The organism is Aliamphritea hakodatensis, assembly GCF_024347195.1.
Taxonomy (GTDB): Bacteria; Pseudomonadota; Gammaproteobacteria; order Pseudomonadales; family Balneatricaceae; genus Amphritea; species Amphritea hakodatensis.
On the sequence record NZ_AP025281.1, the window covers coordinates 1,297,257 to 1,320,977 of the forward strand.

The window sequence follows — 23,721 nt, forward strand, 5'->3', positions numbered from 1 at the left end:
ACCATGTGGTTGCTTAAAACAGGCGTTCGCTGGCTAAACTGGCTGGTGCTGGCTGTTTTGCTGTTGCTGGTCATTGCGATGCTGGCAATCCGGCAGATGATGCCGCTGGTGAGCGATTATCGTGAAGATATCAGCAGTTATCTGAGCCGGCAGCTGAATGCTGAGATCAGCATGCAGCAGATCAGTGCTGACTGGGACGGACGCTATCCGCGACTGTATGTCAGTGATCTGCAGGCCCGTTTACCGGATGAAAATCTGGATGTTCAGGTGCAAAGTCTGGATCTGAGCTTCAATTTTGTTGCCAGCCTGTTACGGGGTGAACCTCTTTTTCAGCGTATAGATGTGCGCGGTGTTCAGACCCGTGTCATTCTGCCGGCAGACCTTGGTGCTGAGGTGCCTGTTGCTCCTGGTTCCGGTTTGCAAACGGAAGTGCCGCAATGGCTCACTCTGTTGCTGAATCAGCCGCGTATTTATGTATCAGACAGCCAGATTTTACTGCAGCCGTCCCAGGGGGACGCGGTGGCTGTACAGCTGCAGTCTGCGCAGTTAGAAAATACCTCAGAACAGCATCAGCTGTCAGTGGGGCTGGAACTGGCGGTTGCCGGTGAACCTGCGAATACCCTGCGGCTGGTTCTGGAAAGCAATGGCCTTAAGCAGACACCGGCAGTGGATTTTTATGTGCAGGCCAATGCGTTATCCACTGGCCTGCTTGATACCGTCAGGCGGTTGCTGCCGGGCGTTGGTGGGCTGAATGAGGTGGATGTTGAGCAGCTTGATGCCGGTATCAGCCTTTGGGGGCGCTGGAGCAATGGCGCGATCAGCCGCTTGCGTACCCGGATGGATATCAGATCGTTGCTACTTGAACAGCCTCAGCCTGTTCATCTGGAAGACTTTACTGCGGATCTGGTGTTTTCTGAAGAGGCCGGCCTGAAGCGTTTGCGGGCCAGTCATCTGGAAGGTGTGCTGGACTCGGCCCGGTTAAGAATTAACGAGGCGGTGCTGCAGCAGCGTCATGACAGCCTGCGTTTTACCATGCCTGAGCAGAATCTTGGTCGTCTGGAGGCCTGGCTGTTACAGCAGTCTTTTATTCCGCAGGCAGTGCGTGATGAAATCGCTTTGCTGGCTTTGCAGGGGAATGTTCGGAATATTCAGGTGGACTGGCCTGTTCTGTCTGACGCTGACCCGGAGGGAGGCGTTGATCTGGCCGCTGTCGGATTACCTGCTTTCAGCCCTCTGGATTTTGCCGCTGTTGCCGATCTGGACCGGGTTGGATTTAACGGCTATGAAGGTGCACCGGCGATGCAGGGTGTGGATGGCCGTCTTGAGCTGGCGTATCAGGATGATGAGCTGAATGGCCGGATTGATCTGGCCAGCGATGATCTTGGTCTGTTCTTTCCGGAAGAGTTTAATGCTGGCTGGCGTTTTGACTATGCCCGCGGCACAACCTTTTTCCACCTGAAGGAGCAGGTGCTGACGCTCAGCAGTGACCTTGTGCGCCTCCGCAAAGAAGGGATAAACGCCAGTGGCCGCTGGAGCCTTTATCTGCCGCTTGATCCTGAGATTCGCAGCGAGCTGACATTGCTGATTGGCATTAAAGATGCCGATGGCCGGTTAGCGCCGACCCTGATTCCCCATAAAGAACTTTCTGACGAACTGAATAACTGGGTAACTGCTGCCGTGAAGCAGGGGCAGGTGACTGAAGGAAGTCTGTTGCTTCATACCAATACCCGTTCGGCTTTCAGTGATGAACCGCAGGTTGTTCAGCTGTTCCTGGATGTGAAGGGCGGCACCATTGACTATGATCCGAACTGGCCTGCCGTTACTGGCACGGATGCCACCATGCTGATGCGTGAAGAAGGGCTGGAAATTTATGCCACCGGCGGTCAGTTAAAGGGCAGTGCTCTGGAGCAGGCGTGGGTATATTTACCACCGGGAACCGAAACATTACGGGTATTGGGATGGGCTCAGGGGGATGCTGGTAATATTCAGGATGTGCTGCTGGGCAGCAATATCTTTTCTGAACCGGTTGAAGAGTTGCAGCAATGGCGGGTAACCGGGCAGGCAAAGACTGCCGTGAACCTGAATTTACCGCTGGACGATCCTGAAGCGGTACCTGATGTGGATGTGGCTGTGGATTTATCTGCAGGGCAGCTCAGCTCAGACGCGCGTCAGTTAAGTTTGTCCGGGCTGGTCGGGCGCTTGAATTATAATCAGCGCAAGGGCCTGTCATCACCGTCACTGAAAGGGCAGATATTCGGAGAGCCGTTTAGCGCTACCATTCTCAGCCGGAATACCCGGCAGGGCACCGTTACTTCGACGACGTTAAACTCCCGGGTCGAGCTGAAGAAAATTCAGCAATGGACCGGAGAAACCGTGCTCAGCGGTATGCAGGGCAGGCAGGCGTATACCGCTACGCTGGATATCTGTGCAACGGCCAGTTGTTCTAAGTTGCAGATTGAGAGTGATCTGAAGGACACTGAACTGAGTTTTTTTGCACCGCTTAATAAGCCAAAAGGTGAAAGATTGCCTTCGCGATTCTCTATGAATTTTGCGGCTACGCCGACGCTGACGTTTAACTTAGGTCAGCGGCTGGCGGCGGCGATGGTGTTGAGAGGGGAGGACATTGAACGTGCTAAGTTTGATTTTGGCACGCAGAAAACCTCTTTACCTGCGCAACCGGGGTACAGTCTGTCTGGTTACCTTGACCGTTTAAATATCGACGAATTACAGCAGTTTTTATCGGCTAACGGTCTGGTGAATGAGACTTCGCCGGCCCCGGGCGGTACGGCATCGGCATCGCCGGCGGCGCTTGAGGCAATTGCAGAAATTGATATGACGCTGTCTGAAGTGTCTTTTGGAACCACCCGGCTTAAAGATGTCCGCTTAGAATTGCAGGACCTTGGTGAGCAGCGCCGGATCAGCCTTCACAGTTCCGCAGTGCAGGGGTCGCTCACGATTAGTGATAACCGTCCATATTTGCTGGATCTGGCCTATATCGACCTTGATGCCCTGTTGCCTGAAGATGCCGGTGATAATGCAGCAGAAGCGCCGTTTGTGGATTCAGCCATCAGGCCTGGTCAGTTGCCGGCTGCGAATGTAAAAGTTGGTCAGTTGGTGTACCACGGTAAGCGCTGGGGAGAGTGGGGCTTTAGTCTGCGAACCCAGGATGGCGACAGCGTATTCAGTGACCTGTACGGGCGTATGGATCAGTTGAATATTAAAGGTGATATACGCTGGTCTTCCGGTACGCCTTCGCAGTCAGAACTGCGCCTGAGCTTACGGGGCGATAATGTCGGACAAAGTCTGATGACTGCAGGCTATCAAAAGGTGCTGGAAACCAGAGAGTTTCGTGCGGATACCAAAATGTTCTGGTCCGGTGCGCCCTGGCAGTTCAGTCTGGGACGTGTCAGAGGGGGCGCAGACTTTGTTGCGGAAGAAGGGCGACTGATTGAAAGCGGAACTTCCAGTAACTTTTTGCGTATTTTTGGCATTCTGAACCTGAATACCCTTGGCCGGCGGTTGCGGCTGGATTTCAAGGATCTGTTTGCCAAGGGCGTCAGTTTCGATGTACTTAAAGGCCGCTACCGGATTGAAAACGGTATCGCGTCGAGTGTGGAGCCTCTGACACTGGATGGCCCTTCGGCCGATGTTCAGCTCACCGGTGATATCGATCTGGTGACGGAAACGCTCAATACGGAAATGCAGGTCACCTTGCCGGTGACCGATAACCTGCCGATTGCGGCTGCTCTGTTAGGCGCGCCTCAGATTGCCGGCGCAGCGTTTATCATCGATAAACTGTTCGGCGATGAAATTAAAGAAAAGGTGGCCGCGGTGCGCTACCGGATGCAGGGCGACTGGGGCGATCCGCAGTTCGAACTGATTACTTCCGGAAAAGACCGGACGCAGGGTGTGGTTGAAAACTGACCCGCGTCCTTAGCCGGAAAGATTTAAAGCTGGAAGCGGGACTCAGCCCGTTCCCGGAGGTACTTAAACAGCTTCCGGGCGGCAACCGGCGGTTTATTCTGAGACAGCTCTTTTTTAGCATTGCGCAGCAACTGGCGCAGGTGCTGAATATCGGCACCGTCATCTTCATTCAGATAGGCCTGCAGGTCAGCATTGTCACCCTCAATCAGGCGGTCACGCCAGCGTTCCAGTTTATGGAACATCTGTGCATGTGCCTGTTTGCCCGCTTCAAAGCGGTCCAGGGCGGCTTCAATGGCTTCTGTGTCTTCGCTGCGCATCAACCGGCCGATGTATTGCAGGTGGCGGCGAATCGCCTCTGAACGGGGCTGAAGGCGGCCTGCTTCAACGATGGCAGCACGCAGCTCCTCACTCATTGGTACCTGTTCAGCCTGCTCTTTGTTCAGCGCGGTGATTTTGGCGCCCAGATCCTGTAAGGCTTCCATTTCGCGCTTACGCTGGGTTTTTGAAACCCATTCTTCATCATCGTTAAACTGTTCGTCGGCGTCCGGGAAATATTGGTTACTCATAATGTCCACTTAACTTAAGGGGGTTAGCGGGTATGCCACTAACTATAGAAGAAGGTTGCCAGACCGAGAAAGGCAAAGAAGCCTACTACATCGGTGATGGTTGTCAGTAATACGCTGCCGGCCAGTGCCGGGTCGATTCCCCAGGCTTTAAGAATAATCGGTAACAGCGTGCCGGCCAGCGCAGCAGCTATCAGGTTGATGACAATGGCACAGCCGATAATAAGGCCGATGGTGGTGTCCTGAAACCAGAGTACCGCAATCACTGCAACCACAATGGCCCAGAGGATACCGTTGGCAGTGCCGACCACCAGTTCACGGTTCAGCAACCAGCCGGCGTTAGACCGTTCAACGTGGCCCAGAGCCTGACCCCGGATCACCAGCGTTAATGCCTGGCTGCCGGCAATGCCGCCCATACTGGCGACAATGGGCATCAGTACCGCCAGGGCAACCACCTTATCGATGGTGTCTTCAAATATGCCAATGACCGCTGAGGCAATGAAGGCCGTAATCAGGTTAACCCCCAGCCATACCGCTCTGCGGCGGGTGGTTTTCATAACCGGGGCGAAAGTATCTTCGTCGTCGTCCAGACCCGCCATACTCATCAGCGAGTGGTCGGCGTCTTCACGGATGACGTCGACCACGTCATCGATGGTGATACGGCCCAGCAGCTTGTTATTTTCGTCTACCACAGGTGCGGATACCAGATCTTCCTGTTCGAACAGTTGTGCGACCTTGTCATCCGGCATTTCTGCTTCAATGGGTTCCGCGTCGGTGGACATGATTTCCCGGACAGTGATGCTCGGGTCGCTGACCAGCATCCGGGTCAGCGGCAGGTTGCCGATGTATTCATCTTTCCGGTTAACCACGAACAGGCTGTCGGTCATATCCGGCAGCTCGTCGTGCCGGCGCAGGAAGCGTAACGCTGTTTCCACGCTGATATCCGGGCGCACCGTGATGGTGTCTGTGTTCATCAGGCCGCCGGCGGTATCTTCCGGGTAAGACAATACCGCTTCCAGACGTTCCCGGTTCTGGCTGCCCATTGAGCGCAGAATTTCCCGGGTCAGGGTTTCCGGCAGTTGCTGGATGACGTCGGCCATGTCATCGGTTTCAAGGGCTTCGGTGATGGCCAGAACTTCCTGCGCGTCCATCTGGCTGAGGATTTCGGTCCGTACATCATCCCCCAGATCCTGCAGTACATCGGCTTCCAGTTCCTGGTGAATCAGACTCCAGAGCAGGCGCCGTTCTTTCGGTGGCGATTTTTCCAGCAGGTGAGCGACCTCAGAGGGGCGCAGGGTATTGTTGAGGGTATAACGAATCTGTTTGAACTCACCACTTTCCACAGCTTCTGAGAGTTTATCTAGATCTGTTCTTTCAGTGGTTTCGATCATTCAGGGCCTCAGCAATTCCGGAAAAAGTGACGGGCAGGCATAACCGGCTTATCACCGGTGAAAGGCTATTATAGCGGATTGTTTTTCAAGGGATAAGGGATGATTGCGGCAGGAGCGGGTGTGGCAGGCTTATTCTGCTTCGTCAAAACGGTTATTTATCAGCTCAACGATTGCGTTCAGTGCTTCCTGTTCATCTTCACCGTCGGTACTGATCGTCAGTTCGGTGCCTTTGCTGGCTGCCAGCATCATGACCGACATAATGCTTTTGCCATCAACCTGACGGCCATCTTTTGCCAGCTGAATATCACAGCTGAACTTGCTGGTGAGGTTAATCAGCTTAGCGGCGGCCCGGGCGTGCAGGCCGAGTTTGTTGATGATGGTTAACTGTTGTTCCTGCATAAGTCCTGATACGCCTCCGTTGTTTACAGTGTCAGGGTGGGGGCAAAGCTGTTTGCCGCTTCAGGGAAGTTCCCTGTGCCTGACATGAACATTATCCATAGTTCGTCTGAAATGGCTAGCTAACTGCTCGGCGATAAACACTGAGCGGTGGTGGCCGCCGGTACAGCCGATGCCGATTGTGACATAGCTGCGGTTATTTTTTTCGAATACCGGCAGCCATTTTTCCAGATAACCGGTGATGTCCGCCAGCATTTCACTGACTTCTGTTTCCTGGCTGAGGAAATCGATAACCGGTTGTTGCAGGCCGGTATACTCGCGCAGGGGGGGCAGCCAGTATGGGTTCGGCAGGCAGCGGACGTCGTAGGTAAAGTCCAGATCCAGCGGCAGACCGTATTTGAAACCGAAAGATTCAAACTGGATAGACAGCCCCTGTTCCTGTTTCTGCATGATGCGCAGTTTGATGCTGTCGCGCAGCTGATACAGTGACAGGCGGGTGGTGTCCAGACGCAGATCTGCCAGTTCCGCCAACGGGCCAAGCAGCTCGCGCTCATACTCGATAGCGTCTTTCAGGCTGCGCTGTTCGTTAGAAAGCGGGTGCTTGCGCCGGGTGGCACTGTAACGTTTAAGCAGCACTTCTTCGTTGCTGTCCAGATATAAGAGCTCACAGCTGATGTTCTGTTTTTCCCGCAGTTTTTTCAGAATTGCCGGAAACTCTTCCAGATTACTGAGCGGGTTACGGGCGTCAATACTGACCGCCAGCAGGGTTTGCGGTGCATCGTTACTGGTTTTTTCCGGGGGGCGGGTGATCAGTTGGGGTAACAGGTGGGCAGGCAGATTGTCGATGCAGTAGAAGCCAATGTCTTCCAGCGCCTGCAGAGCGGTACTTTTACCCGAGCCGGAACGGCCGCTGATCACTACCAGTTTCATGTCAGTTATTCACCTTGTAATGGGTCGCTGCCTGCAGTAATTCTTCGCCGGAGGAAGCACTGCGCAGCTGTTGACGAAATTCGGTCTGACTGAACAGTTCTGCCAGGTTGCCCAGCGTTTGCAGGTGTTTATCACAGGCGTCAGTGGGTACAAGCAAGACAAACAACAGATCAACAGGCGCGCCGTCGATGGCGTCAAAATCAATGGGATTGGCCAGCTGAACGAGGCATCCAACCACCTGATTGTAGTGGTCCAGTCTGCAATGGGGAATAGCGACGCCTTCTCCGATACCGGTACTTCCCAGGCGTTCCCGGCCGATCAGGCCTGAAAAGATGTCTTCTTCTTCAAGGTCGTCTGACTGTTGGGCGATGGTTTTACTGATGAGTTCCAGGGTGCGTTTTTTGCTGCCGCCCTCAAGAGCGTGGAGCACTCTTGAGGGGGTAAGTAGATCTTTGATTAACATAAGGTTTCAGAAACGTTGCTATTTGTGATTCTTTAGTTTTTCTTTATGTTTGATAACCTGGCGGTCGAGCTTGTCGATCAGGCCATCAATTGCGGCATACATGTCATCGTGTTCGTGTGTGGCGAACAGTTGGCCACCGGCTACATGAACATCACCTTCGGCTTTTTGCCGGGTTTTTTCAATGCTCAGTGTGACCTGGGCGTTGGTGATGTTGTCGAAGTGACGTTCCAGTTTGCTGAATTTGCTGTGCACATAGTTGCTCAGTGATTCTGTCAGTTCGACGTGGTGACCAGAAATATTGATTTGCATGGCAATCTCCTTGTTAGTGCATTACGGATGTTATCCGTAATTTCATTAAACCAGACGCTTTCGTTCATTTGAAGGTGGAATATTCAAAGACTCACGATATTTTGCGATGGTTCGGCGGGCGACTTTGATTCCCTGCTCATCCAGCAACTGGGTAATTTTATTATCACTCAGCGGCTTGGCAGGGTTTTCAGCAGCAACCAGTTTCTTTATCAGCGCACGGATTGCGGTGGAGGAACAGGTTCCGCCTCCGTCCGTGCTGACGTGGCTGGAGAAGAAATATTTAAGTTCGAAGATACCTCTCGGGGTATGCATATACTTTTGGGTGGTTACCCGGGATATGGTTGATTCATGCATGTCGACAGCTTCGGCAATATCATGCAGCACCATTGGCCGCATGGCTTCTTCGCCTTCTTCCAGGAAGTCCTGCTGGCGGGCGACGATCTCACGGGTGACCTTCAGGAGGGTTTCATTACGGCTGAGAATGCTTTTAATGAACCAGCGCGCTTCCTGCAGATGGCTTTTGAGATAGGTGTTGTCAGGGCTGTTGTCAGCCCGTTTAATCAGGTCTGCATAGCTGTCATTGATGCGTAACCGGGGAGAGGCTTCAGGGCTGAGTTTTACCTGCCAGATACCTTTGTCCTGGCTGACAAATACGTCAGGTATGACGTATTCAGAATGGCTGGTGGTGATCGTGGCACCGGGCTTCGGATTCAGCGACTGAATCAGGGCGACCACGGCCTGTAACTGTGGTTCTTTGAGCCGGGTTTTACGCATCAGCAGTTTGTAGTCATGGCTGCCAAGAATCGGCAGGTACTGGCTGGCGATCTTACGGGCTTCTTTGAGGTACGGGGTGTCAGCCGGTAACTGATCCAGTTGCAGTAACAGGCATTCACTCAGGTCGCGGGCAGCAACACCCGGCGGGTCAAATTGCTGCACCCGGCGCAGCACCGCTTCAATCTCGTCGAGTTCGGTTTCCTGCAGGCGTGAATCGTCCTGGCTGGTGAAGTGCTCGTGAATGGCTTCCAGTTCAATGCTCAGGTAGCCGTCCGGGGTAATTCCATCAATGATATTGGTGGCAATTAACTGATCCAGCTCGCTCATTGGCGTCAGGTTCAGCTGCCAGTTCAGGTGATCCTGCAGGGTTTCTACCGCCGTATCATTGGCTTCAAAGTTGCTGTCGCTGAAGTCATTATTGCTGGTCGATGCCGGCGTGGCCGTCTGAAAGGTATCTTCCCACTGGCTGTCCGTTGACAGCTCATCCGGAATGTCTTCATTCCAGTCACTGTCTGCTACATGGGTGTCTTCCGGTTCAGCACTGACTGTTTCAGTGGTTTCCTGCCTGGCTGGTGCGTCGGCGTCATGCTCGACTTTCGCTTCAGTGTTTTCGGCTGCTTCTTCTTCACCCACTTCTAACATAGGGTTGGAGTCGAGGGCTTCCTGGATTTCCTGTTGCAGGTCAAGCGTTGACAGTTGTAACAGCCGAATCGCCTGCTGCAATTGCGGGGTCATCGTAAGGTGCTGGCCAATCTTCAGTTGTAACGCCTGTTTCATATAACTGCTTGTACCTGTCAGAGAATGGAAAGGGAGAAAACTACAGGCGGAACTGCTCGCCCAGATATGCCTGCTTCACTTGCTGATTACTCAGTATATCTTCTGGTGCGCCAGCGGCAAGAATATATCCTTCACTGACTATATACGCCTGTTCACAAATATCTAATGTTTCACGCACATTATGGTCAGTAATCAGGATGCCGATGTTTTTGCTTTGCAGGTGTTTAATGGTGGCTTTTATATCGGTGACCGAAATAGGGTCCACGCCTGCGAAGGGTTCATCCAGAAGAATGAAGCTGGGTTCTGTTGCCAGGGCGCGGGCAATTTCAACCCTGCGGCGTTCGCCTCCGGATAAAGCCATCCCCAGACTGTCAGCCAGATGGGTTACATGAAATTCTTCCAGCAGTTCGGCCAGTTTTTCTTCGCGCTGCTGTTTGTTCAGTTCCGGACGGGTTTCAAGGATCGCCATAATGTTATTCCGTACGCTGAGCTTACGGAAGATGGACGCTTCCTGTGGCAGGTAGCCGATGCCTTTGCGGGCACGGTTATGCATGGCCTGTTTGGTGAGGTCCTGATCATCGAGCAAGATCGTGCCCTTATCAGCGTCTACCAGTCCGACAATCATATAAAAACAGGTGGTTTTGCCTGCGCCGTTAGGGCCCAGCAGGCCGACAATCTGTCCACGCTCGATATGCATGGAGACATCTTTTACAACGGATCTGCCTTTGTAGCTTTTAGCCAGATTTAATGCTTTGAGACTGCTCATTAATTGTTGCCGCTCTTATCATTGCTTTGAGCTGCTTTTGGCTGAATAACCATAATCACCCGTTCATTTGAAGCTTTGTCGTCGCTGAATGCTTCAATGGTACTTTTTTTCATGTTGTACACAATCCGGTCACCGGTGAAGACATCTCCGCCCTGCGTGACTTTAGCTTTCCCGGTAATGACCAGTATTTCAGCGCTGGTATCGTAATCCAGCTTGTTACCATACGCATGGGTAAGCGGTTCCTGCTTATTGGGCTTTTGTTCATAGTGAGCCGGGCTGCCCAATGCTTTGATGTTCGTGACGCCGCCGTTTTTTTGTTGTAACTCGACAGTGCTGCCCTCGATCTTCAGGGTGCCCTGCTGAACATTGACGGCACCCTTGTATACCGTAATCCCGGTCAGCTCATTCATATTGGCGCTGTCTGCGGCAATATGGATGGGTTGTGATTTGTCTTCAGGCAGAGCGTTTGCCAGCCCGGAAAACAATGCTGACAACAGGATGAGTGGTGTTGCAATACGGCTAATTGACATAGTGAAGCCCTTTTACTTGGGATTGCAATTCGACAGTGTTGGCGTTGAAATCAGCTTCCATGCCAACACCTGTTGTGCGGCCTGACTGATCAGATATTGTGACTTTTGCGGCGGTTTGCGCAAGCTTTTTCTCGGTATAAACCGTCAGGGTTTCCGTCTTCAGTGTCTGTTGCTGCTGAGGTTGCTGAAGATCCCGGACAATAACATTGCCGATAAACTCTACGTGTTTGTTTTTATCCGGCATTTCGGCCTGATTACTGGTGACTGACTGCGTGATGTTGCCGTCTGTGTAAAATTGCAGATGAGGGTTCTGCAGTTCAAGGCGCTGCTTTGTCGGCAAGTGCTCGGTGAATTCGGCGGTCAGGGACTGGGTTTGTAACCCGTCGGTAGCAAAGTCTTTGACGTGACTTTGCTTGATGAAGTAGTCCGCCTGCGGGTGTGCCGGCTTATCGGATTTTTCCGCTGATTTCTTAGTGCTGTCCTGCCAGCCCAGATAGAAGACGCTGATGCTGACAATGATGACGGCGCTGAATATACGCAGGCGGGAACGGATGCTCACAGGTATTCAGCCCAGATTGCATCAAGTTTATTCTGCGCGGCCAGAATGGTTTCACAAAATTCTCTGCCGGCGCCCTGACCGGCCTGACGGCTGGTGCACCAGTCGGCATGCTGGCGGACAAACTGATGGCCGCCGTTGACGGTTGCACCAAAAGTAACCGCCCGGATAGCAGCCAGATCTGGCAGGTCATCGCCGATGTAAGCGGTATTTTCTGCGTTAAAGCCGGTATCTGCCCACAGGTCCTGAAGTGCGGTGAGCTTATCTTCCCGTCCCTGATACAGGTAGGAAATGCCCAGTGATTTTGCTCTTTTTTCAACCTGAGGAGAGCTTCGGCCAGTGATGATTGCCGTTTGAATGCCTGCTTTTTGCAGCATTTTGATGCCAAGGCCATCCAGCGTGTTGAAGTTTTTAATTTCGCTGCCGTCGGGCAGAAAGTTCAGTTTGCCGTCGGTCAGTACACCGTCGACATCGAAAACCGCGAGCTGTATGTTTTGCATCTGCCGGATAAGTGCTTCAGAGATATTGGTCAGCATCAGATTACTCCGGCCTGTAGCAGGTCATGCATGTTCAGTGCGCCGACAGGTGTGCCTGCTTCGTTCAGTACGATCAGGGCATTAATTTTATGGCTCTGCATGATTTGCAGGGCTTCAGCTGCGAGCATTTCTGCCTCGGCCGTGGTGCATTCGCGGGTCATCACCTGGCTGATCGGGGTGTGTTTAAGGTCGACATTCTGGTCAAGGGTACGTCGCAAATCACCGTCGGTGAAAATGCCGATGAGTTTACCGGTTGCATCCTGAATACCGGTCATACCCAGACGTTTACGGGTAACTTCCAGTAAGGCGTTATCCAGTGACGTATCAGGGCTGACCAGCGGGATTTCATCGCCACTGTGCATGATGTCAGCTACTTTCAGCAACAGCCGCCGTCCCAGGCTGCCACCGGGGTGAGAAAACGCAAAGTCTTCAGCGCTGAATCCGCGGGCTTCCAGTAACGCAATGGCCAGAGCATCGCCGATTACCAGTGCAGCGGTGGTGCTTGATGTGGGTGCCAGTCCGAGAGGGCAGGCTTCTTCTGTGACCTGTACATTCAGGTTTGCACTGGCAAACCGTGACAGGGTTGAATCCGGATTTCCTGTAATACTGATCAAAGGCGCATTCATGCGCTTGATTAACGGCAGGAGTGCGGTTACTTCACTGGTTTCACCGGAGTTAGACAATGCAATGATCAGGTCTTCCGGTGTCATCATGCCCAGGTCGCCGTGGCTGGCTTCCCCCGGGTGGACAAAGAATGCTGGCGTGCCGGTGGATGCCAGGGTCGCAGCGATTTTCTTACCGATATGACCGGATTTTCCCATGCCGGTGACGATCAGCCGCCCTTTGCAGTTGAGTGCCAGTTGGCAGGCGGTATCGAAGTCACCGTTTAAATGTGCTTCCAGATCGGCAATTGCGGCCTGTTCAATCTGGATAGTGCGCCGCGCTGAAGCCAGAAAATTAAATGTGTCTTGCATTACTTAAACGCTCATCTTATATAGCACACCCAGATACGCAGCATAGCCGATTAGCAGCAATGCGCCCTCCGGGCGGCTGATGCGGGGTGGCTTTTGCCACAGTGCCAGTACCAGCAGTAACGCGGTAAGGCCAAGGGTAACTCCATAGTCACGCCATACTACGACCGCATCAAACGCAATTGGTGCCAGAAAACCTGGTACTGCCATCACCGCGGCAATATTAAAGATGTTTGAGCCGACAATGTTACCGATCGCGATATCCGTGTGGCCTTTAAGCGCGCTTGCAACGGAGGCCGCCAGTTCCGGCAGGCTGGTGCCGATGGCAACAATTGTCAGGCCAATCACCAGATCGCTGACGCCCAGTTCCAGCGCAATTTCGGTGGCACCCCACACCAGAGCCCGTGAACTCGCGGCCAGCAGCGCCAGGCCCAGTATCAGCCAGAACACTGCTTTAGCCGTTGTCATATCCGGCAGTTCTTCCTCTTCGCTGGCCAGCTCATCATTTTCGGCCGACTTCTGGAAGCGGGCAAACATGAACAGGCTGAAAATCAGCGCAGCAGCAAGCATCAGGGCATCTGTCAGCCCCAGATACTGATCGAAAAGAACCAGCCCTGCCAGCAGGGTCACACCGAGTAACAGAGGGATTTCCCGTTTGAGTACGCCGGACTTTACAGGCAGCTGGGTAATCAGGGCTGTAACCCCCAGAACGAGCCCGATATTGGCGATGTTTGAGCCCAGGGCATTACCGATTGCCAGACCGCCGGCGCCACTGGTTGAAGCCATTGCTGATACCAGAATTTCCGGTGCTGAAGTACCGAATGAGACAATGGTTAAACCAATCAGCATCGGCGACATACCAAAGTTTTTGGCAGTGGCGGCGGCACCGTCAACAAACCGGTCAGCACTCCAGACCAGGACAACAAAACCGGTGAGCAAAGCAAGAATAGGGTAAAGCATCAGTTTTTGGGACTCGAACATGAAAAAGAATGAGCCGCATATTTAATGAAGAATCGGACGGATGTGCAAGGCCTGTGTAACGGCAGGCTGATTTTATTGGCTTTTTCTGCGGGATTTTTTTGGTGGCGGGGTTGGTGCTCTGGTATAGTGCGCGCTATTCGTTGCTATGCTGATGTGATTTTGGCTGACTGAGTCAGAGATCAGGGAATATCGGACGGTTTGCGTGTATTTCTTATGACAGGCGCCAGATCCTGTATCTGTTCTTTCTATATACCGAAATAACTGAACCGTTAGCCAAACTTTGACGGGGAATTGCAGTCAATACACCCACTGCACAGCTTGCCGGTGTATTAACCCTTTTTTTACCTGGCTGACGTTAGCGTCAGGCTGCACATTCTCAATATATTGCCGAAGTAACTCTGTGGGGAGTTCGAGAGTTTAAGATGAGTTATCTTGACGACAGTATTATCGATATTAAACAGTTAAGTTTTGCGCGGGGAGACCGGGCAATCTTTGATGGCGTTGATATTCGCATTCCCCGGGGGAAAGTGACTGCAGTCATGGGGCCAAGCGGCACGGGTAAAACGACCTTGCTTCGTCTGATCGGCGGTCAGCTGAAACCGGATAATGGCGAGATTCTTCTTGAGAAAGACAATATCCCGGCGCTCTCCCGCAAAGACCTGTTCCGGGTACGGGAAAAAATGGGCATGCTTTTTCAGAGCGGTGCACTTTTTACCGATATGACAGTGTTCGAGAATGTTGCTTTTCCAATCCGTGTACATACCGACCTGAGCGAACAGATGATCCGTGACGTGGTGCTGATGAAGCTTCATGCAGTCGGATTGCGCGGCGCTGCGGATATGATGCCCAGTGAACTGTCGGGTGGTATGGCGCGGCGGGTTGCGCTGGCCCGGGCGATCGCGCTCGATCCGGATCTGGTGATGTATGACGAGCCGTTTACCGGACAGGACCCGATTGCAATGGGGGTGCTGGTGAATCTGATTGCCCGCCTGAACAAAGCGCTGGGGCACACCAGTATCATTGTTTCCCATGATATCAACGAGACACTGGCCATTGCTGATTATATTTACCTGATTGCCGACGCTAAGGTGTTGGCGCATGGCACGGCAGCTGAGTTACGCGAAAACGATTCTCCCCAGGTACGTCAGTTTCTGGATGGTCTGCCGGACGGGCCGGTCCCATTTCATTTTCCGGCTGATGATTATCTCGATCAGCTGATGCAGGGTTAACTAAAATGTTTGCAAAAATTCAGGCGCTGGGGGCTGCCGGGCTGAACAGGGTGGAAGCATTTGGCCGTTCCGGCATCATTCTTTCACAGGCGGTCTTTGCGATTCCGGGCCGTCAGGCGTGGCCGTTATTCATTCAGCAACTGTATTCAGTGGGTGTACTGTCGCTGATCATTATCATTGTATCCGGCTTGTTTATCGGCATGGTGCTGAGTCTGCAGGGGTATACCATTCTGGTTGATTACGGCTCTGAGCAGGCGGTGGGGCAGATGGTGGCCCTTAGCCTGGTACGTGAATTGTCGCCGGTGGTGACCGCACTGTTGTTTGCCGGACGGGCCGGGTCTGCACTGACCGCTGAAATAGGGCTGATGAAGGCCACCGAGCAGCTGTCCAGCCTCGAGATGATCGGGGTTGATCCGTTACGCCGGATTATTGCGCCGCGCTTCTGGGCCGGTATGCTCAGCCTGCCGCTGCTGTCCATGATATTCAGCGTTGTTGGAATCTGGGGCGGTATGCTGGTGGGGGTCGACTGGCTGGGCATTTATGAAGGCTCTTTCTGGTCTAATATGCAGAACTCTGTGGACTTTTTTGAAGACGTTGTAAACGGGTTGATCAAAGCACTGGTTTTCGGTGTGGCGGTCACCTGGATCGCGGTTTATCAGGGCTACGACTCTGTGCCGACGTCTGAAGGTATCAGCCAGGCAACGACCCGCACGGTGGTGTATGCGTCGCTGGCGGTACTTGGGCTGGACTTTATTTTGACTGCTTTGATGTTTGGAGATTTATAAGATGCGAATCCGGGGACTGGAATTAGCAGTAGGCTTTTTTATGCTGGCCAGTGCGCTGGCGCTGCTGGTGCTGGCATTGAACGTAAGCGGACTTACTCTGTCTGAGAGTAACCGCAGCTATAAAGTCTATGCATTGTTTGAAAACATTGGCGGTTTAACCTCCCGCTCCAAGGTAACCATGTCCGGGGTTAAAATTGGTCAGGTAACGGCAATTGTTCTGGATGAGGATCAGTTGATGGCCCGGGTGGAGATGGCCATTGATTCGAATGTAAATTACCTGAGTCTGGACAGCTCTGCGTCTATCCTGACGTCCGGCCTGCTGGGTGAAAAATATATCGGGATTACGACCGGTGCTGATGAAGAAATGCTACAGGACGGAGATTTTATTGAAGATACTCAGTCCGCGCTGGTATTAGAAGAACTGATTGGTAAGTTTCTGTTTAATGAAGCGACCGAATAAAGAGAAAAATTATGCGTAAATTATTATCTGTTTTTAGTCTGGCGGTACTGGTTGCTCTTAGCCCGGTGAGCCTGGCGTCATGGCAGGCTGCCAGTGAGCCGGTTGATAAAGCCAGTGCTGAAATGATCAGTGTTCTGGGTGACGGAGGGTTGTCTGCCGGCGATGATGTGACGCCACTGATGGCAGAAATTGAGCGGCTGCTGGTGCCGGTCGTGGATTTTGACTACATCGCCAAGCGGGTGATGGGTAAATATTACCGCAAGGCAACCACTGAACAGCGGGCAGAGTTTACAGGTGTTTTCAAAAATACCCTGATCAGAACCTATGCCAAAGCGCTGGTGGGCTTTGAAATTACCGGTTATGAACTGTTGCCTGAAGGCCGTCCGAGCCCTAAGCCGAACAAACAGATCGTCAGTGTTAAGGTGCGTTCCGGAGGCAGTGCTACATACAAGCTGGATTACTACATGCTGGAACAGCCCGAAGGCTGGAAGCTGGTAAACGTTCATCTGGACGGTATTAACCTGCGTCTTAACTTTAAGAATCAGTTTGCTTCGCTGGTGAAGAAAAACCGCGGTGATGTTGGCGGTGTAATTGCCAACTGGAAAGCCCAGGTAGAAACGGATGTAAGCAAATAAATGGCACCGTTCAGTTGTAAACCGCACGCCCCGGATACCCTGGTGTTAAGCGGTGATCTGATTTTCGCGACAGCCGAACATGCCCGGCAGGTGACAGAAGCCCGTCTGGCTGAACGCACTGGCCGGGTCGTGATGGATTTTTCTGAAATTTCCCGTGTCGACAGCTCCGCGCTGGCATTCTGGCTAAGCTGTCAGCGTCTGGCTGAACGAAATGATCTGTCGCTCGAAGCTCTGCATTTCCCGGATGAAATGGTGCAAATGGCGGAGCTGGTCGGGCTGTCGTCCAGCCGGATCTGGAAATAACCTTCCTGAGATTGCTTTGTCTCAGGAATTCCCCGCTTCGGTGTATCCTTCCGTCGCCTTTTATATCGTAATCGGCTATCATTTCATCTGTTATTTTTCCTCCCAAATTTAAGCGGTATTTTGCATGCAAATCGAACAAGTTAAGCAGTTACTGGAGAGCAAACTGGAAGGTTGTGTTGTCTATCCTGAAGGTGAAGGCTGTAATTTCCAGGTAACCGTTGTCGGTGAGGTTTTTGAAGGCTTACGTCCGGTTAAAAAACAGCAGATGGTTTCCCAGTGTCTGGCTGAAGAAATCGCTAATGGCAGTATTCATGCGCTGACTATCAAAACCTATACGCCTGCACAGTGGGCTGAGTTACAGAACTAATTTGATAAGGCAAAGCGTCGATGGATAAACTAATTATTACCGGTGGAAGCCGGCTGAAAGGCGATGTAAAAATCTCCGGGGCAAAGAACTCTGCGTTGCCTATTCTGGCGGCAAGTCTGCTGGCCGATGAACCTGTTACTATCAGCAACCTTCCTCACCTGCACGATATCACGACCATGCTGGAGCTGTTACGCCAGATGGGGGTGGATCTGACAGTCGACGAAAAGCTGAGTGTTGAAATTGACACCCGCACCATCAATTCAACTGTTGCGCCATATGAGCTGGTGAAAACCATGCGGGCGTCCATTCTGGTACTGGGACCGCTGCTGGCTCACTATGGTCATGCGGAAGTGTCTCTGCCCGGTGGCTGTGCAATCGGTAGCCGTCCGGTGGACCTGCACATTAAAGGCCTTGAAGCCCTGGGTGCAACCATTGTACTGGAAGAAGGTTTTATCCGTGCTACCTGTGACGGACGTCTGAAAGGCGGCCGGGTATTCTTCGATACTGTGACAGTAACCGGTACCGAAAATATTCTGATGGCGGCAGCGCTGGCTGAAGGCCAGAGTGTTATCGAGAACGCGGCACGGGAACCTGAAGTGGTGGATCTGGCTGAGTTCCTGATTGCCATGGGTGCTGATATTTCCGGTCACGGAACGGACACAATTACAGTAAACGGTGTACCGTCGCTGAAGTCCTGTCATTTCCCGGTGGTTGCTGACCGTATTGAAACCGGTACCTATCTGGTCGCCGCTGCAGCGACCCGCGGTTCTATCCGGGTTAAGAATACCCGTCCTGATATTCTGGATGCGGTTATCCAGAAGCTGGAAGAAGCCGGCGCCGAAATTAAAACCGGCAAAGACTGGATTGAACTCGATATGCACGGTAAACGGCCGAAGGCGGTTAACCTGGTGACGGCTCCTTATCCGGCTTTTCCAACCGATATGCAGGCGCAGTTTGCAGCCATGAATGTTGTGGCCGAAGGTGTCAGCCGCATTAAGGAAACGGTATTTGAAAACCGTTTCATGCATATGCAGGAAATGACCCGCATGGGTGCCAAGATCACCATCGAAGGTAATACGGCAATCATGGAAGGTGTGGATAAGCTGACAGCAGCGCCGGTTATGGCGACTGACCTGCGGGCATCTGCAAGTCTGGTTATTGCTGCAATTCTTGCCGAAGGTGAGACCATCATTGAGCGGATTTACCACATTGACCGTGGTTATGAGTGCATTGAAGAAAAACTGCAATTATTGGGCGCTAAGATTAAGCGGGTGCCGGGTTAAGCATTTTCTGCCAGCAGACTTTTTATTTATTTTCAGCAGCGCTGTGGCGCTGCCCTCTTTACGGATTGTCAAACAGCGAACATGAAACAGCAATTGACTATAGCCCTGTCGAAAGGGCGTATTCTGAAAGACACGTTACCGTTGCTCGAAGCGGCGAATATCCTGCCTGCAGAAGATATCTTCAGCAGCCGTAAACTGATCTTTGATACCAACCATGACAACATTAAACTGGTTGTGATCAGAGCCACTGACGTGCCAACGTATGTTGAACATGGTGGCGCAGACATGGGTGTGGCAGGTAAAGACGTGCTGATGGAGTACGGCGCCAAAGGTGTCTATGAACCGCTGGATCTGGACATTGCCCGCTGTAAGCTGATGACTGCATCTCTGAAGGACGCGCCGCCGGTATCCGGGCGGATTAAAGTTGCCACCAAGTTTGTCAATGTCACCAAAGAATACTATGCCCGTCAGGGGCATCAGGTAGACATCATCAAGCTGTACGGTGCGATGGAGCTGGCGCCGATTATGGGGCTGGCTGACCGGATCGTGGACATTGTGGATACCGGTAACACCATGCGTGCCAACGGTCTGGTACCGCTGGAAGAAATTGCTTATGTCAGTTCCCGGCTGGTCGTCGGTAAGGCTGCGATGAAAATGAAGCATCGTCAGATTCAACCGATTATTGAGCAGTTAGCCGCCGCAGTAGAAGCAAGAAAGAGTGAAGGTAAGTAATGGCTGAGTTAAATGTATTACGGCTGGACAGCCAGCAGGAAGATTTCGCCACGCAGATGGACAGTCTGCTGGCCTGGGAAGCGGTTTCTAACAAAGAAGTTAATGCCATTGTTGATGATATTCTCCTGCAGGTAAAACAGCGTGGAGACGCAGCAGTTGTTGAGTTCAGCAACCGTTTTGACCGCCTTAATGTTTCTTCAATGGCTGAGCTTGAGTTCTCTAAAGAACAGCTGCAGGAAGCGCTGGCTACCTTGCCGGCGGATCAGAAAGAAGCGTTGCAAACTGCCGCTGACCGGGTTCGCGACTATCACGAGAAGCAGCTGGGTGAATCCTGGCAGTACCGTGAGGCTGACGGCACTTTGCTGGGCCAGAAAGTCACGCCAATGGATAAAGTGGGTCTTTACGTGCCGGGTGGCAAGGCATCTTATCCGTCTTCTGTGTTAATGAACGCGATTCCTGCAAAGGTTGCCGGTGTTGAAGAACTGATCATGGTTGTGCCGACGCCGGACGGTGAGGTCAATCAACTGGTACTGGCGGCAGCGGCGTTATCCGGTGTAGACCGGGCGTTTTCCGTAGGCGGTGCGCAGGCGGTAGCCGCACTGGCGTACGGAACCGAAACGGTGCCTAAGGTCGATAAAATTGTTGGCCCGGGTAACATTTTTGTTGCCACGGCGAAACGGGCAGTATTCGGTGCGGTGGGCATTGATATGATTGCCGGACCTTCTGAGATTCTGGTGATCTGTGATGGTCAGACTGATCCTGACTGGATTGCCATGGATCTGTTCTCTCAGGCTGAACACGATGAAGATGCACAGCCTATTCTGGTTTCGCCGGATGCAGCGTTCCTGGACAAGGTAGAAGCGAGCATTAACAAGCTGTTGCCGACTATGGAGCGTGAAGCCATTATCCGTGTATCTATGACTGATCGTGCTGCTCTGATTAAAGTACCTGATCTGTCTGCTGCTGCCGTTGTCAGCAACCGGGTAGCGCCGGAGCACCTGGAGTTATCAATCGCTGAGCCTGAAGCCCTGTTACCTGAAATTAAGCACGCCGGTGCGATCTTCATGGGACGTTATACTGCAGAAGCACTGGGTGACTATTGTGCAGGCCCCAACCACGTGTTGCCGACCTCCGGTACCGCGCGCTTCTCATCGCCACTGGGGGTGTATGACTTCCAGAAACGTTCATCTCTGATTATGTTCTCTGAAGAGGGGGCGTCAGAAATGGGTAAGGTCGCATCTGTGCTCGCCCGTGGTGAAAGCCTGACGGCACACGCCCGGTCGGCAGAGTATCGGATCAAAGACTGATCCCGCCCTATCGTTTATAAAAAAGCCCGGTACTGTTACCGGGCTTTTTTTTGTTTTACAGTGGCCTTTCACAAGGCTCAGACGGCAGGACATTATGAAGGTAGTATTTTATGCCCGTGGTGAAGATTTTTCAGACTGGTTGCCCTCTGTAACAGAATTGTTACCCGGTGCAGACTGCCGGTTATGGTCGGAGACAGAAATGCCGGACTGGCAGGCAGACTATGCGCTGGTCTGGCAGCCACCGCAGGCGCTGTTTGAACGTCATACCCAGCTTAAAGCCATCATTAATCTCGGTGCCGGTGTGGATAAGTTACTGGCGTTACCGGGGCTGCCGGAAGGTGTGCCGGTGCTGAAATTACGGGACGCCGGTATGGCCACCTGGATGACCGATTACGTGCGGTACGGCTTACTGCATTTCAGCCGGGACTTTGATGCCTATCAGCGCCAGCAGCGCCGCAGTGTCTGGCAGCCGGAAAAAATTGATGCCCGCAGTAACTGGCCTGTGGGCATTCTGGGCATGGGAGCGATTGGTTCTCAGGTTGCCCGGCGACTGTCCGATGATGGCTATATCGTGCGGGGCTGGAGCCGCACAGAAAAAGTGGTTGCCGGGGTGGAAAGTTTTACCGGGCAGGATGCTTTGTCTGCATTTTTACGGGGCACCCGGGTACTCGTAAACCTGTTGCCTTCAAGCCCCCATACTCAGGGGCTGGTAAACGGCCCGGTGCTGGAACAGTTGTTACCGGAGGCGGTTGTGATTAACGTCGGCAGGGGAGAAGTGGTTGATTCCCCGGCCCTGATAGATTCGCTGCGTAAGCAGCGTCTGCGGGGGGCAATGCTGGATGTCTTTGAGTACGAACCTCTGTCACAGGATTCTCCACTGTGGTCGATGGATAATGTCATTATCACGCCACACATCGCGGCGCCGACATCCATCAGGGATGCGATTGAGCAGGCAAAAGAGTATATCCATGCCATCGGGCTGGGGCTGCCGGTGAAAGCCGTTGACCGTACGCTGGGGTATTAACCCGGATTTCTTACAGAAAAAGCCAGCGTATAGCTGGCTTTTTTGTCTGAGCAGAAGAGCGGATCAGATGCGCAGTGCGCCATCGACCTCAATGCAGCGGCCGTTGATGTAATCGTTTTCCAGAATAAAGGCGACAGTGCTGGCGATTTCTTCCGGCTTACCCAGGCGTTTGGCAGGAATGCCGGCAGCAATTTTTTCCAGTGCTTCCGGTTTCATGCTCATTACCATCTCGGTACCGATATAACCGGGTGCAATTGACGCTGCCCGGATGTTGTAGCGGGCAAGCTCTTTCGCCCAGGTAACCGCCATTGCCTGTACGCCGGCTTTCGTCGCCGTGTAGTTGGTCTGGCCCATGTTGCCATTGCGGGAAATGGAAGAAATGTTGATGATGCAGCCTTCACAGCCAAGTTCGATCATCTTAACAGCCGCTTCACGGCCACACAGGAAGGTACCGGTCAGGTTGACATCCATGACCAGATTCCAGTTATCCAGGCTCATTTTGCTGACGACTTTACCGTCTTTCACTTTAATGAACAGCCCGTCGCGGGTGATACCGGCATTGTTGACCAGACCGTGAATGGCGCCAAAATCCTGCGCAATGTCATCAAACAGTTCGGTAACGGCGTCTTCTTCGGCGATATTAGCAATGTAACCCCGGGCTTCAGTACCCAGTTCCATGCACAGGCCGATGGTTTCATCCAGACCTTGCTGATCAAGGTCAACCAGTGCAAGTCTGGCACCTTTTGCTGCAACCTGAAGTGCCATGGCGCGGCCAAGGCCTCGGCCGCCTCCGGTGATAACAATGACTTTATCTTTTAATTCCATCTGCGGACTACCTTAAATGATGTTGTGTTTTTGTTTTTATATGTGCAGTGCAACAAAGTTTTCTAAAAGTTATACCGCAAATGCGTAAAAGTCCATGCCTTCCTTGATTAAATTTATAAATCTATTTTATATCAATTAGTTATGATTATTGTTGTTGTTTGTTGATAGTGCTTTTTGTCGGGTTTGTTGCGCGGCGCAAAAAATATAACGTACTGACAGCATATTTTATGCTGCAGGTTTGTCGGTTTTGTTCAGGTGCAGGCAGGGTAACCCGTTCAGGACGGAATGGTCGCGAAATATGAACAATCATAGTAGCCTGAATCACGGGACTAAACCGGGTTTGCCGGTGTAAACTACAGGCAGTCTCAACATTGAGTTTTCTGACAGGTTTTTGTTATGCGCTTTTTATTTTTGTTGTTCATCATAGTACCGATTATTGAAATTACCCTGCTGATCAATGTCGGGCAGGCGATCGGTGCCTGGAATACAGTTGGTCTGGTGCTCTTGTCTGCGTTTATTGGCGTGAACATGCTGCGCTACCAGGGGTTCTCAACCCTGCGCCGCGCTCAGGGCAGAATGGCTACCGGTGAGATGCCGGGTCGTGAAATGGTTGAAGGGATTGTGCTGGCCGTCGGCGGCGCACTGCTACTGACCCCCGGATTTGTGACAGATGTTATCGGTTTCCTGTGTCTGATTCCGTTTACCCGCCAGCGTTTTGCCGATCTGGTATTAAGTAAAGTCACCCTGATTAATCCGGCGCAGGGGTTTCATCATCATGCCGGCCCGGGAGACTTTCACCAGGCAGATCCCCGCGATCCCCGTGATTCGTCTACTCTGCATAAGGGCGATGTGATCGACGGCGAGTACCGCCGGGAAGACTGAATCCGGGTTTACTGAAAAAATC

At 52.5% G+C, this 23,721-nt stretch carries 26 protein-coding genes; 12 read left to right on the forward strand and 14 right to left on the reverse strand.

What is annotated here, in order from left to right:
- The first annotated feature begins 3 nt into the window (after positions 1 to 3).
- Positions 4 to 3,924 (forward strand): YhdP family protein, encoded by a 3,921-nt coding sequence (locus tag PCI15_RS05910; RefSeq protein ID WP_271273425.1) that lies wholly within the window; start codon positions 4 to 6, stop codon positions 3,922 to 3,924.
- 23 nt (positions 3,925 to 3,947) lie between these two features.
- On the opposite strand, the gene yjgA is transcribed toward PCI15_RS05910, so the two are convergent.
- The 13 genes from yjgA to PCI15_RS05975 all read right to left on the reverse strand — a co-directional run bounded on the left by yjgA (position 3,948) and on the right by PCI15_RS05975 (position 13,867).
- Complete coding sequence (gene yjgA, locus PCI15_RS05915) at positions 3,948 to 4,490, reverse strand: ribosome biogenesis factor YjgA (protein ID WP_271273426.1); 543 nt, start codon at positions 4,488 to 4,490, stop codon at positions 3,948 to 3,950.
- A 38-nt stretch (positions 4,491 to 4,528) separates the two neighbouring features.
- Positions 4,529 to 5,878 carry a magnesium transporter gene (mgtE, locus tag PCI15_RS05920; protein WP_271273427.1) on the reverse strand — a complete coding sequence of 450 codons (1,350 nt, stop codon included), beginning with the start codon at positions 5,876 to 5,878 and terminating at the stop codon, positions 4,529 to 4,531.
- Between the two features lie 129 nt (positions 5,879 to 6,007).
- Positions 6,008 to 6,277 carry an HPr family phosphocarrier protein gene (locus PCI15_RS05925; RefSeq protein ID WP_205659712.1) on the reverse strand — a complete coding sequence of 90 codons (270 nt, stop codon included), beginning with the start codon at positions 6,275 to 6,277 and terminating at the stop codon, positions 6,008 to 6,010.
- Between the two features lie 60 nt (positions 6,278 to 6,337).
- Positions 6,338 to 7,204, reverse strand: a complete 867-nt coding sequence (gene rapZ / locus PCI15_RS05930; RefSeq protein ID WP_271273428.1) for an RNase adapter RapZ — start codon at positions 7,202 to 7,204, stop codon at positions 6,338 to 6,340.
- A 1-nt stretch (position 7,205) separates the two neighbouring features.
- Positions 7,206 to 7,667: a PTS IIA-like nitrogen regulatory protein PtsN gene (ptsN, locus tag PCI15_RS05935; protein ID WP_271273429.1), complete on the reverse strand. Its 462-nt coding sequence runs from the start codon at positions 7,665 to 7,667 to the stop codon at positions 7,206 to 7,208.
- A gap of 18 nt (positions 7,668 to 7,685) precedes the next feature.
- Positions 7,686 to 7,976, reverse strand: a complete 291-nt coding sequence (gene hpf, locus PCI15_RS05940; RefSeq protein ID WP_205659709.1) for a ribosome hibernation-promoting factor, HPF/YfiA family — start codon at positions 7,974 to 7,976, stop codon at positions 7,686 to 7,688.
- Positions 7,977 to 8,021: 45 nt separating this feature from the next.
- Positions 8,022 to 9,527, reverse strand: a complete 1,506-nt coding sequence (locus tag PCI15_RS05945) for an RNA polymerase factor sigma-54 (protein WP_271273430.1) — start codon at positions 9,525 to 9,527, stop codon at positions 8,022 to 8,024.
- Positions 9,528 to 9,567: 40 nt separating this feature from the next.
- Positions 9,568 to 10,293: an LPS export ABC transporter ATP-binding protein gene (gene lptB, locus PCI15_RS05950; RefSeq protein WP_205659707.1), complete on the reverse strand. Its 726-nt coding sequence runs from the start codon at positions 10,291 to 10,293 to the stop codon at positions 9,568 to 9,570.
- On the reverse strand, positions 10,293 to 10,823 hold the full coding sequence (gene lptA / locus PCI15_RS05955; protein WP_271273431.1) for a lipopolysaccharide transport periplasmic protein LptA: 531 nt from the start codon (positions 10,821 to 10,823) through the stop codon (positions 10,293 to 10,295). Before lptA ends, lptB begins: the two co-directional genes overlap by 1 nt.
- Complete coding sequence (gene lptC, locus PCI15_RS05960; RefSeq protein ID WP_271273432.1) at positions 10,813 to 11,382, reverse strand: LPS export ABC transporter periplasmic protein LptC; 570 nt, start codon at positions 11,380 to 11,382, stop codon at positions 10,813 to 10,815. The genes lptA and lptC overlap by 11 nt, the downstream gene beginning before the upstream one ends.
- Positions 11,379 to 11,915, reverse strand: a complete 537-nt coding sequence (locus PCI15_RS05965) for a KdsC family phosphatase (RefSeq protein ID WP_271273433.1) — start codon at positions 11,913 to 11,915, stop codon at positions 11,379 to 11,381. The genes lptC and PCI15_RS05965 overlap by 4 nt, the downstream gene beginning before the upstream one ends.
- Entirely contained in the window at positions 11,915 to 12,889 is a 975-nt protein-coding gene (locus PCI15_RS05970) for a KpsF/GutQ family sugar-phosphate isomerase (RefSeq protein ID WP_271273434.1), read from the reverse strand. Before PCI15_RS05970 ends, PCI15_RS05965 begins: the two co-directional genes overlap by 1 nt.
- Before the next feature lie 3 nt (positions 12,890 to 12,892).
- A complete protein-coding gene (locus PCI15_RS05975; RefSeq protein ID WP_336296731.1) occupies positions 12,893 to 13,867 on the reverse strand; it encodes a calcium/sodium antiporter in 975 nt (324 codons plus the stop codon).
- A gap of 422 nt (positions 13,868 to 14,289) precedes the next feature.
- On the opposite strand from PCI15_RS05975, the gene mlaF reads away from it, so the two are divergent.
- The 10 genes from mlaF to PCI15_RS06025 all read left to right on the forward strand — a co-directional run bounded on the left by mlaF (position 14,290) and on the right by PCI15_RS06025 (position 21,992).
- Positions 14,290 to 15,096, forward strand: a complete 807-nt coding sequence (gene mlaF / locus PCI15_RS05980) for a phospholipid ABC transporter ATP-binding protein MlaF (RefSeq protein WP_271273435.1) — start codon at positions 14,290 to 14,292, stop codon at positions 15,094 to 15,096.
- A 5-nt stretch (positions 15,097 to 15,101) separates the two neighbouring features.
- Positions 15,102 to 15,881, forward strand: a complete 780-nt coding sequence (gene mlaE / locus PCI15_RS05985) for a lipid asymmetry maintenance ABC transporter permease subunit MlaE (protein ID WP_271273436.1) — start codon at positions 15,102 to 15,104, stop codon at positions 15,879 to 15,881.
- Between the two features lies 1 nt (position 15,882).
- Entirely contained in the window at positions 15,883 to 16,341 is a 459-nt protein-coding gene (gene mlaD, locus PCI15_RS05990) for an outer membrane lipid asymmetry maintenance protein MlaD (protein WP_271273437.1), read from the forward strand.
- Between the two features lie 11 nt (positions 16,342 to 16,352).
- Entirely contained in the window at positions 16,353 to 16,976 is a 624-nt protein-coding gene (locus PCI15_RS05995; RefSeq protein WP_271273438.1) for an MlaC/ttg2D family ABC transporter substrate-binding protein, read from the forward strand.
- Positions 16,977 to 17,279, forward strand: a complete 303-nt coding sequence (locus PCI15_RS06000; protein ID WP_271273439.1) for an STAS domain-containing protein — start codon at positions 16,977 to 16,979, stop codon at positions 17,277 to 17,279.
- Positions 17,280 to 17,403: 124 nt separating this feature from the next.
- Positions 17,404 to 17,646, forward strand: a complete 243-nt coding sequence (locus tag PCI15_RS06005) for a BolA family protein (RefSeq protein ID WP_205659698.1) — start codon at positions 17,404 to 17,406, stop codon at positions 17,644 to 17,646.
- 20 nt (positions 17,647 to 17,666) lie between these two features.
- Entirely contained in the window at positions 17,667 to 18,929 is a 1,263-nt protein-coding gene (murA, locus tag PCI15_RS06010; RefSeq protein ID WP_271273440.1) for a UDP-N-acetylglucosamine 1-carboxyvinyltransferase, read from the forward strand.
- Positions 18,930 to 19,010: 81 nt separating this feature from the next.
- Entirely contained in the window at positions 19,011 to 19,661 is a 651-nt protein-coding gene (gene hisG / locus PCI15_RS06015; RefSeq protein WP_271273441.1) for an ATP phosphoribosyltransferase, read from the forward strand.
- A complete protein-coding gene (hisD, locus tag PCI15_RS06020) occupies positions 19,661 to 20,968 on the forward strand; it encodes a histidinol dehydrogenase (RefSeq protein ID WP_271273442.1) in 1,308 nt (435 codons plus the stop codon). The genes hisG and hisD overlap by 1 nt, the downstream gene beginning before the upstream one ends.
- A 94-nt stretch (positions 20,969 to 21,062) precedes the next feature.
- Positions 21,063 to 21,992, forward strand: coding sequence for a 2-hydroxyacid dehydrogenase (locus PCI15_RS06025; protein ID WP_271273443.1), 930 nt, complete (start codon positions 21,063 to 21,065; stop codon positions 21,990 to 21,992).
- A 63-nt stretch (positions 21,993 to 22,055) separates the two neighbouring features.
- Here PCI15_RS06025 and PCI15_RS06030 read toward each other — a convergent pair whose 3' ends face one another.
- The gene (locus tag PCI15_RS06030; protein WP_271273444.1) at positions 22,056 to 22,817 is read right to left on the reverse strand and encodes an SDR family oxidoreductase; all 762 of its coding nucleotides are present in this window, start codon (positions 22,815 to 22,817) and stop codon (positions 22,056 to 22,058) included.
- A gap of 396 nt (positions 22,818 to 23,213) precedes the next feature.
- Between PCI15_RS06030 and PCI15_RS06035 the strand changes: the two genes are divergently transcribed.
- Positions 23,214 to 23,699 (forward strand): FxsA family protein, encoded by a 486-nt coding sequence (locus PCI15_RS06035; protein ID WP_271273445.1) that lies wholly within the window; start codon positions 23,214 to 23,216, stop codon positions 23,697 to 23,699.
- Positions 23,700 to 23,721: the final 22 nt, after the last annotated feature.

Excerpts from the sequence above, each read along its gene's own strand:
- hisG (WP_271273441.1), top strand. The coding sequence starts at position 19,011 with ATGAAACAGCAATTGACTATAGCCCTGTCGAAAGGGCGTATTCTGAAA.
- PCI15_RS05910 (WP_271273425.1), top strand. The coding sequence starts at position 4 with ATGTGGTTGCTTAAAACAGGCGTTCGCTGGCTAAACTGGCTGGTGCTG.
- hpf (WP_205659709.1), bottom strand. The coding sequence starts at position 7,976 with ATGCAAATCAATATTTCTGGTCACCACGTCGAACTGACAGAATCACTG.
- PCI15_RS05965 (WP_271273433.1), bottom strand. The coding sequence starts at position 11,915 with ATGCTGACCAATATCTCTGAAGCACTTATCCGGCAGATGCAAAACATA.
- mlaE (WP_271273436.1), top strand. The coding sequence starts at position 15,102 with ATGTTTGCAAAAATTCAGGCGCTGGGGGCTGCCGGGCTGAACAGGGTG.
- PCI15_RS06035 (WP_271273445.1), top strand. The coding sequence starts at position 23,214 with ATGCGCTTTTTATTTTTGTTGTTCATCATAGTACCGATTATTGAAATT.
- PCI15_RS05995 (WP_271273438.1), top strand. The coding sequence starts at position 16,353 with ATGCGTAAATTATTATCTGTTTTTAGTCTGGCGGTACTGGTTGCTCTT.
- hisD (WP_271273442.1), top strand. The coding sequence starts at position 19,661 with ATGGCTGAGTTAAATGTATTACGGCTGGACAGCCAGCAGGAAGATTTC.
- PCI15_RS06000 (WP_271273439.1), top strand. The coding sequence starts at position 16,977 with ATGGCACCGTTCAGTTGTAAACCGCACGCCCCGGATACCCTGGTGTTA.
- mlaF (WP_271273435.1), top strand. The coding sequence starts at position 14,290 with ATGAGTTATCTTGACGACAGTATTATCGATATTAAACAGTTAAGTTTT.
- mlaD (WP_271273437.1), top strand. The coding sequence starts at position 15,883 with ATGCGAATCCGGGGACTGGAATTAGCAGTAGGCTTTTTTATGCTGGCC.
- PCI15_RS06025 (WP_271273443.1), top strand. The coding sequence starts at position 21,063 with ATGAAGGTAGTATTTTATGCCCGTGGTGAAGATTTTTCAGACTGGTTG.
- murA (WP_271273440.1), top strand. The coding sequence starts at position 17,667 with ATGGATAAACTAATTATTACCGGTGGAAGCCGGCTGAAAGGCGATGTA.
- rapZ (WP_271273428.1), bottom strand. The coding sequence starts at position 7,204 with ATGAAACTGGTAGTGATCAGCGGCCGTTCCGGCTCGGGTAAAAGTACC.
- yjgA (WP_271273426.1), bottom strand. The coding sequence starts at position 4,490 with ATGAGTAACCAATATTTCCCGGACGCCGACGAACAGTTTAACGATGAT.
- PCI15_RS06005 (WP_205659698.1), top strand. The coding sequence starts at position 17,404 with ATGCAAATCGAACAAGTTAAGCAGTTACTGGAGAGCAAACTGGAAGGT.
- ptsN (WP_271273429.1), bottom strand. The coding sequence starts at position 7,667 with ATGTTAATCAAAGATCTACTTACCCCCTCAAGAGTGCTCCACGCTCTT.
- PCI15_RS05925 (WP_205659712.1), bottom strand. The coding sequence starts at position 6,277 with ATGCAGGAACAACAGTTAACCATCATCAACAAACTCGGCCTGCACGCC.
- PCI15_RS05945 (WP_271273430.1), bottom strand. The coding sequence starts at position 9,527 with ATGAAACAGGCGTTACAACTGAAGATTGGCCAGCACCTTACGATGACC.
- PCI15_RS06030 (WP_271273444.1), bottom strand. The coding sequence starts at position 22,817 with ATGGAATTAAAAGATAAAGTCATTGTTATCACCGGAGGCGGCCGAGGC.
- lptB (WP_205659707.1), bottom strand. The coding sequence starts at position 10,293 with ATGAGCAGTCTCAAAGCATTAAATCTGGCTAAAAGCTACAAAGGCAGA.
- lptA (WP_271273431.1), bottom strand. The coding sequence starts at position 10,823 with ATGTCAATTAGCCGTATTGCAACACCACTCATCCTGTTGTCAGCATTG.
- PCI15_RS05970 (WP_271273434.1), bottom strand. The coding sequence starts at position 12,889 with ATGCAAGACACATTTAATTTTCTGGCTTCAGCGCGGCGCACTATCCAG.
- mgtE (WP_271273427.1), bottom strand. The coding sequence starts at position 5,878 with ATGATCGAAACCACTGAAAGAACAGATCTAGATAAACTCTCAGAAGCT.
- PCI15_RS05975 (WP_336296731.1), bottom strand. The coding sequence starts at position 13,867 with ATGTTCGAGTCCCAAAAACTGATGCTTTACCCTATTCTTGCTTTGCTC.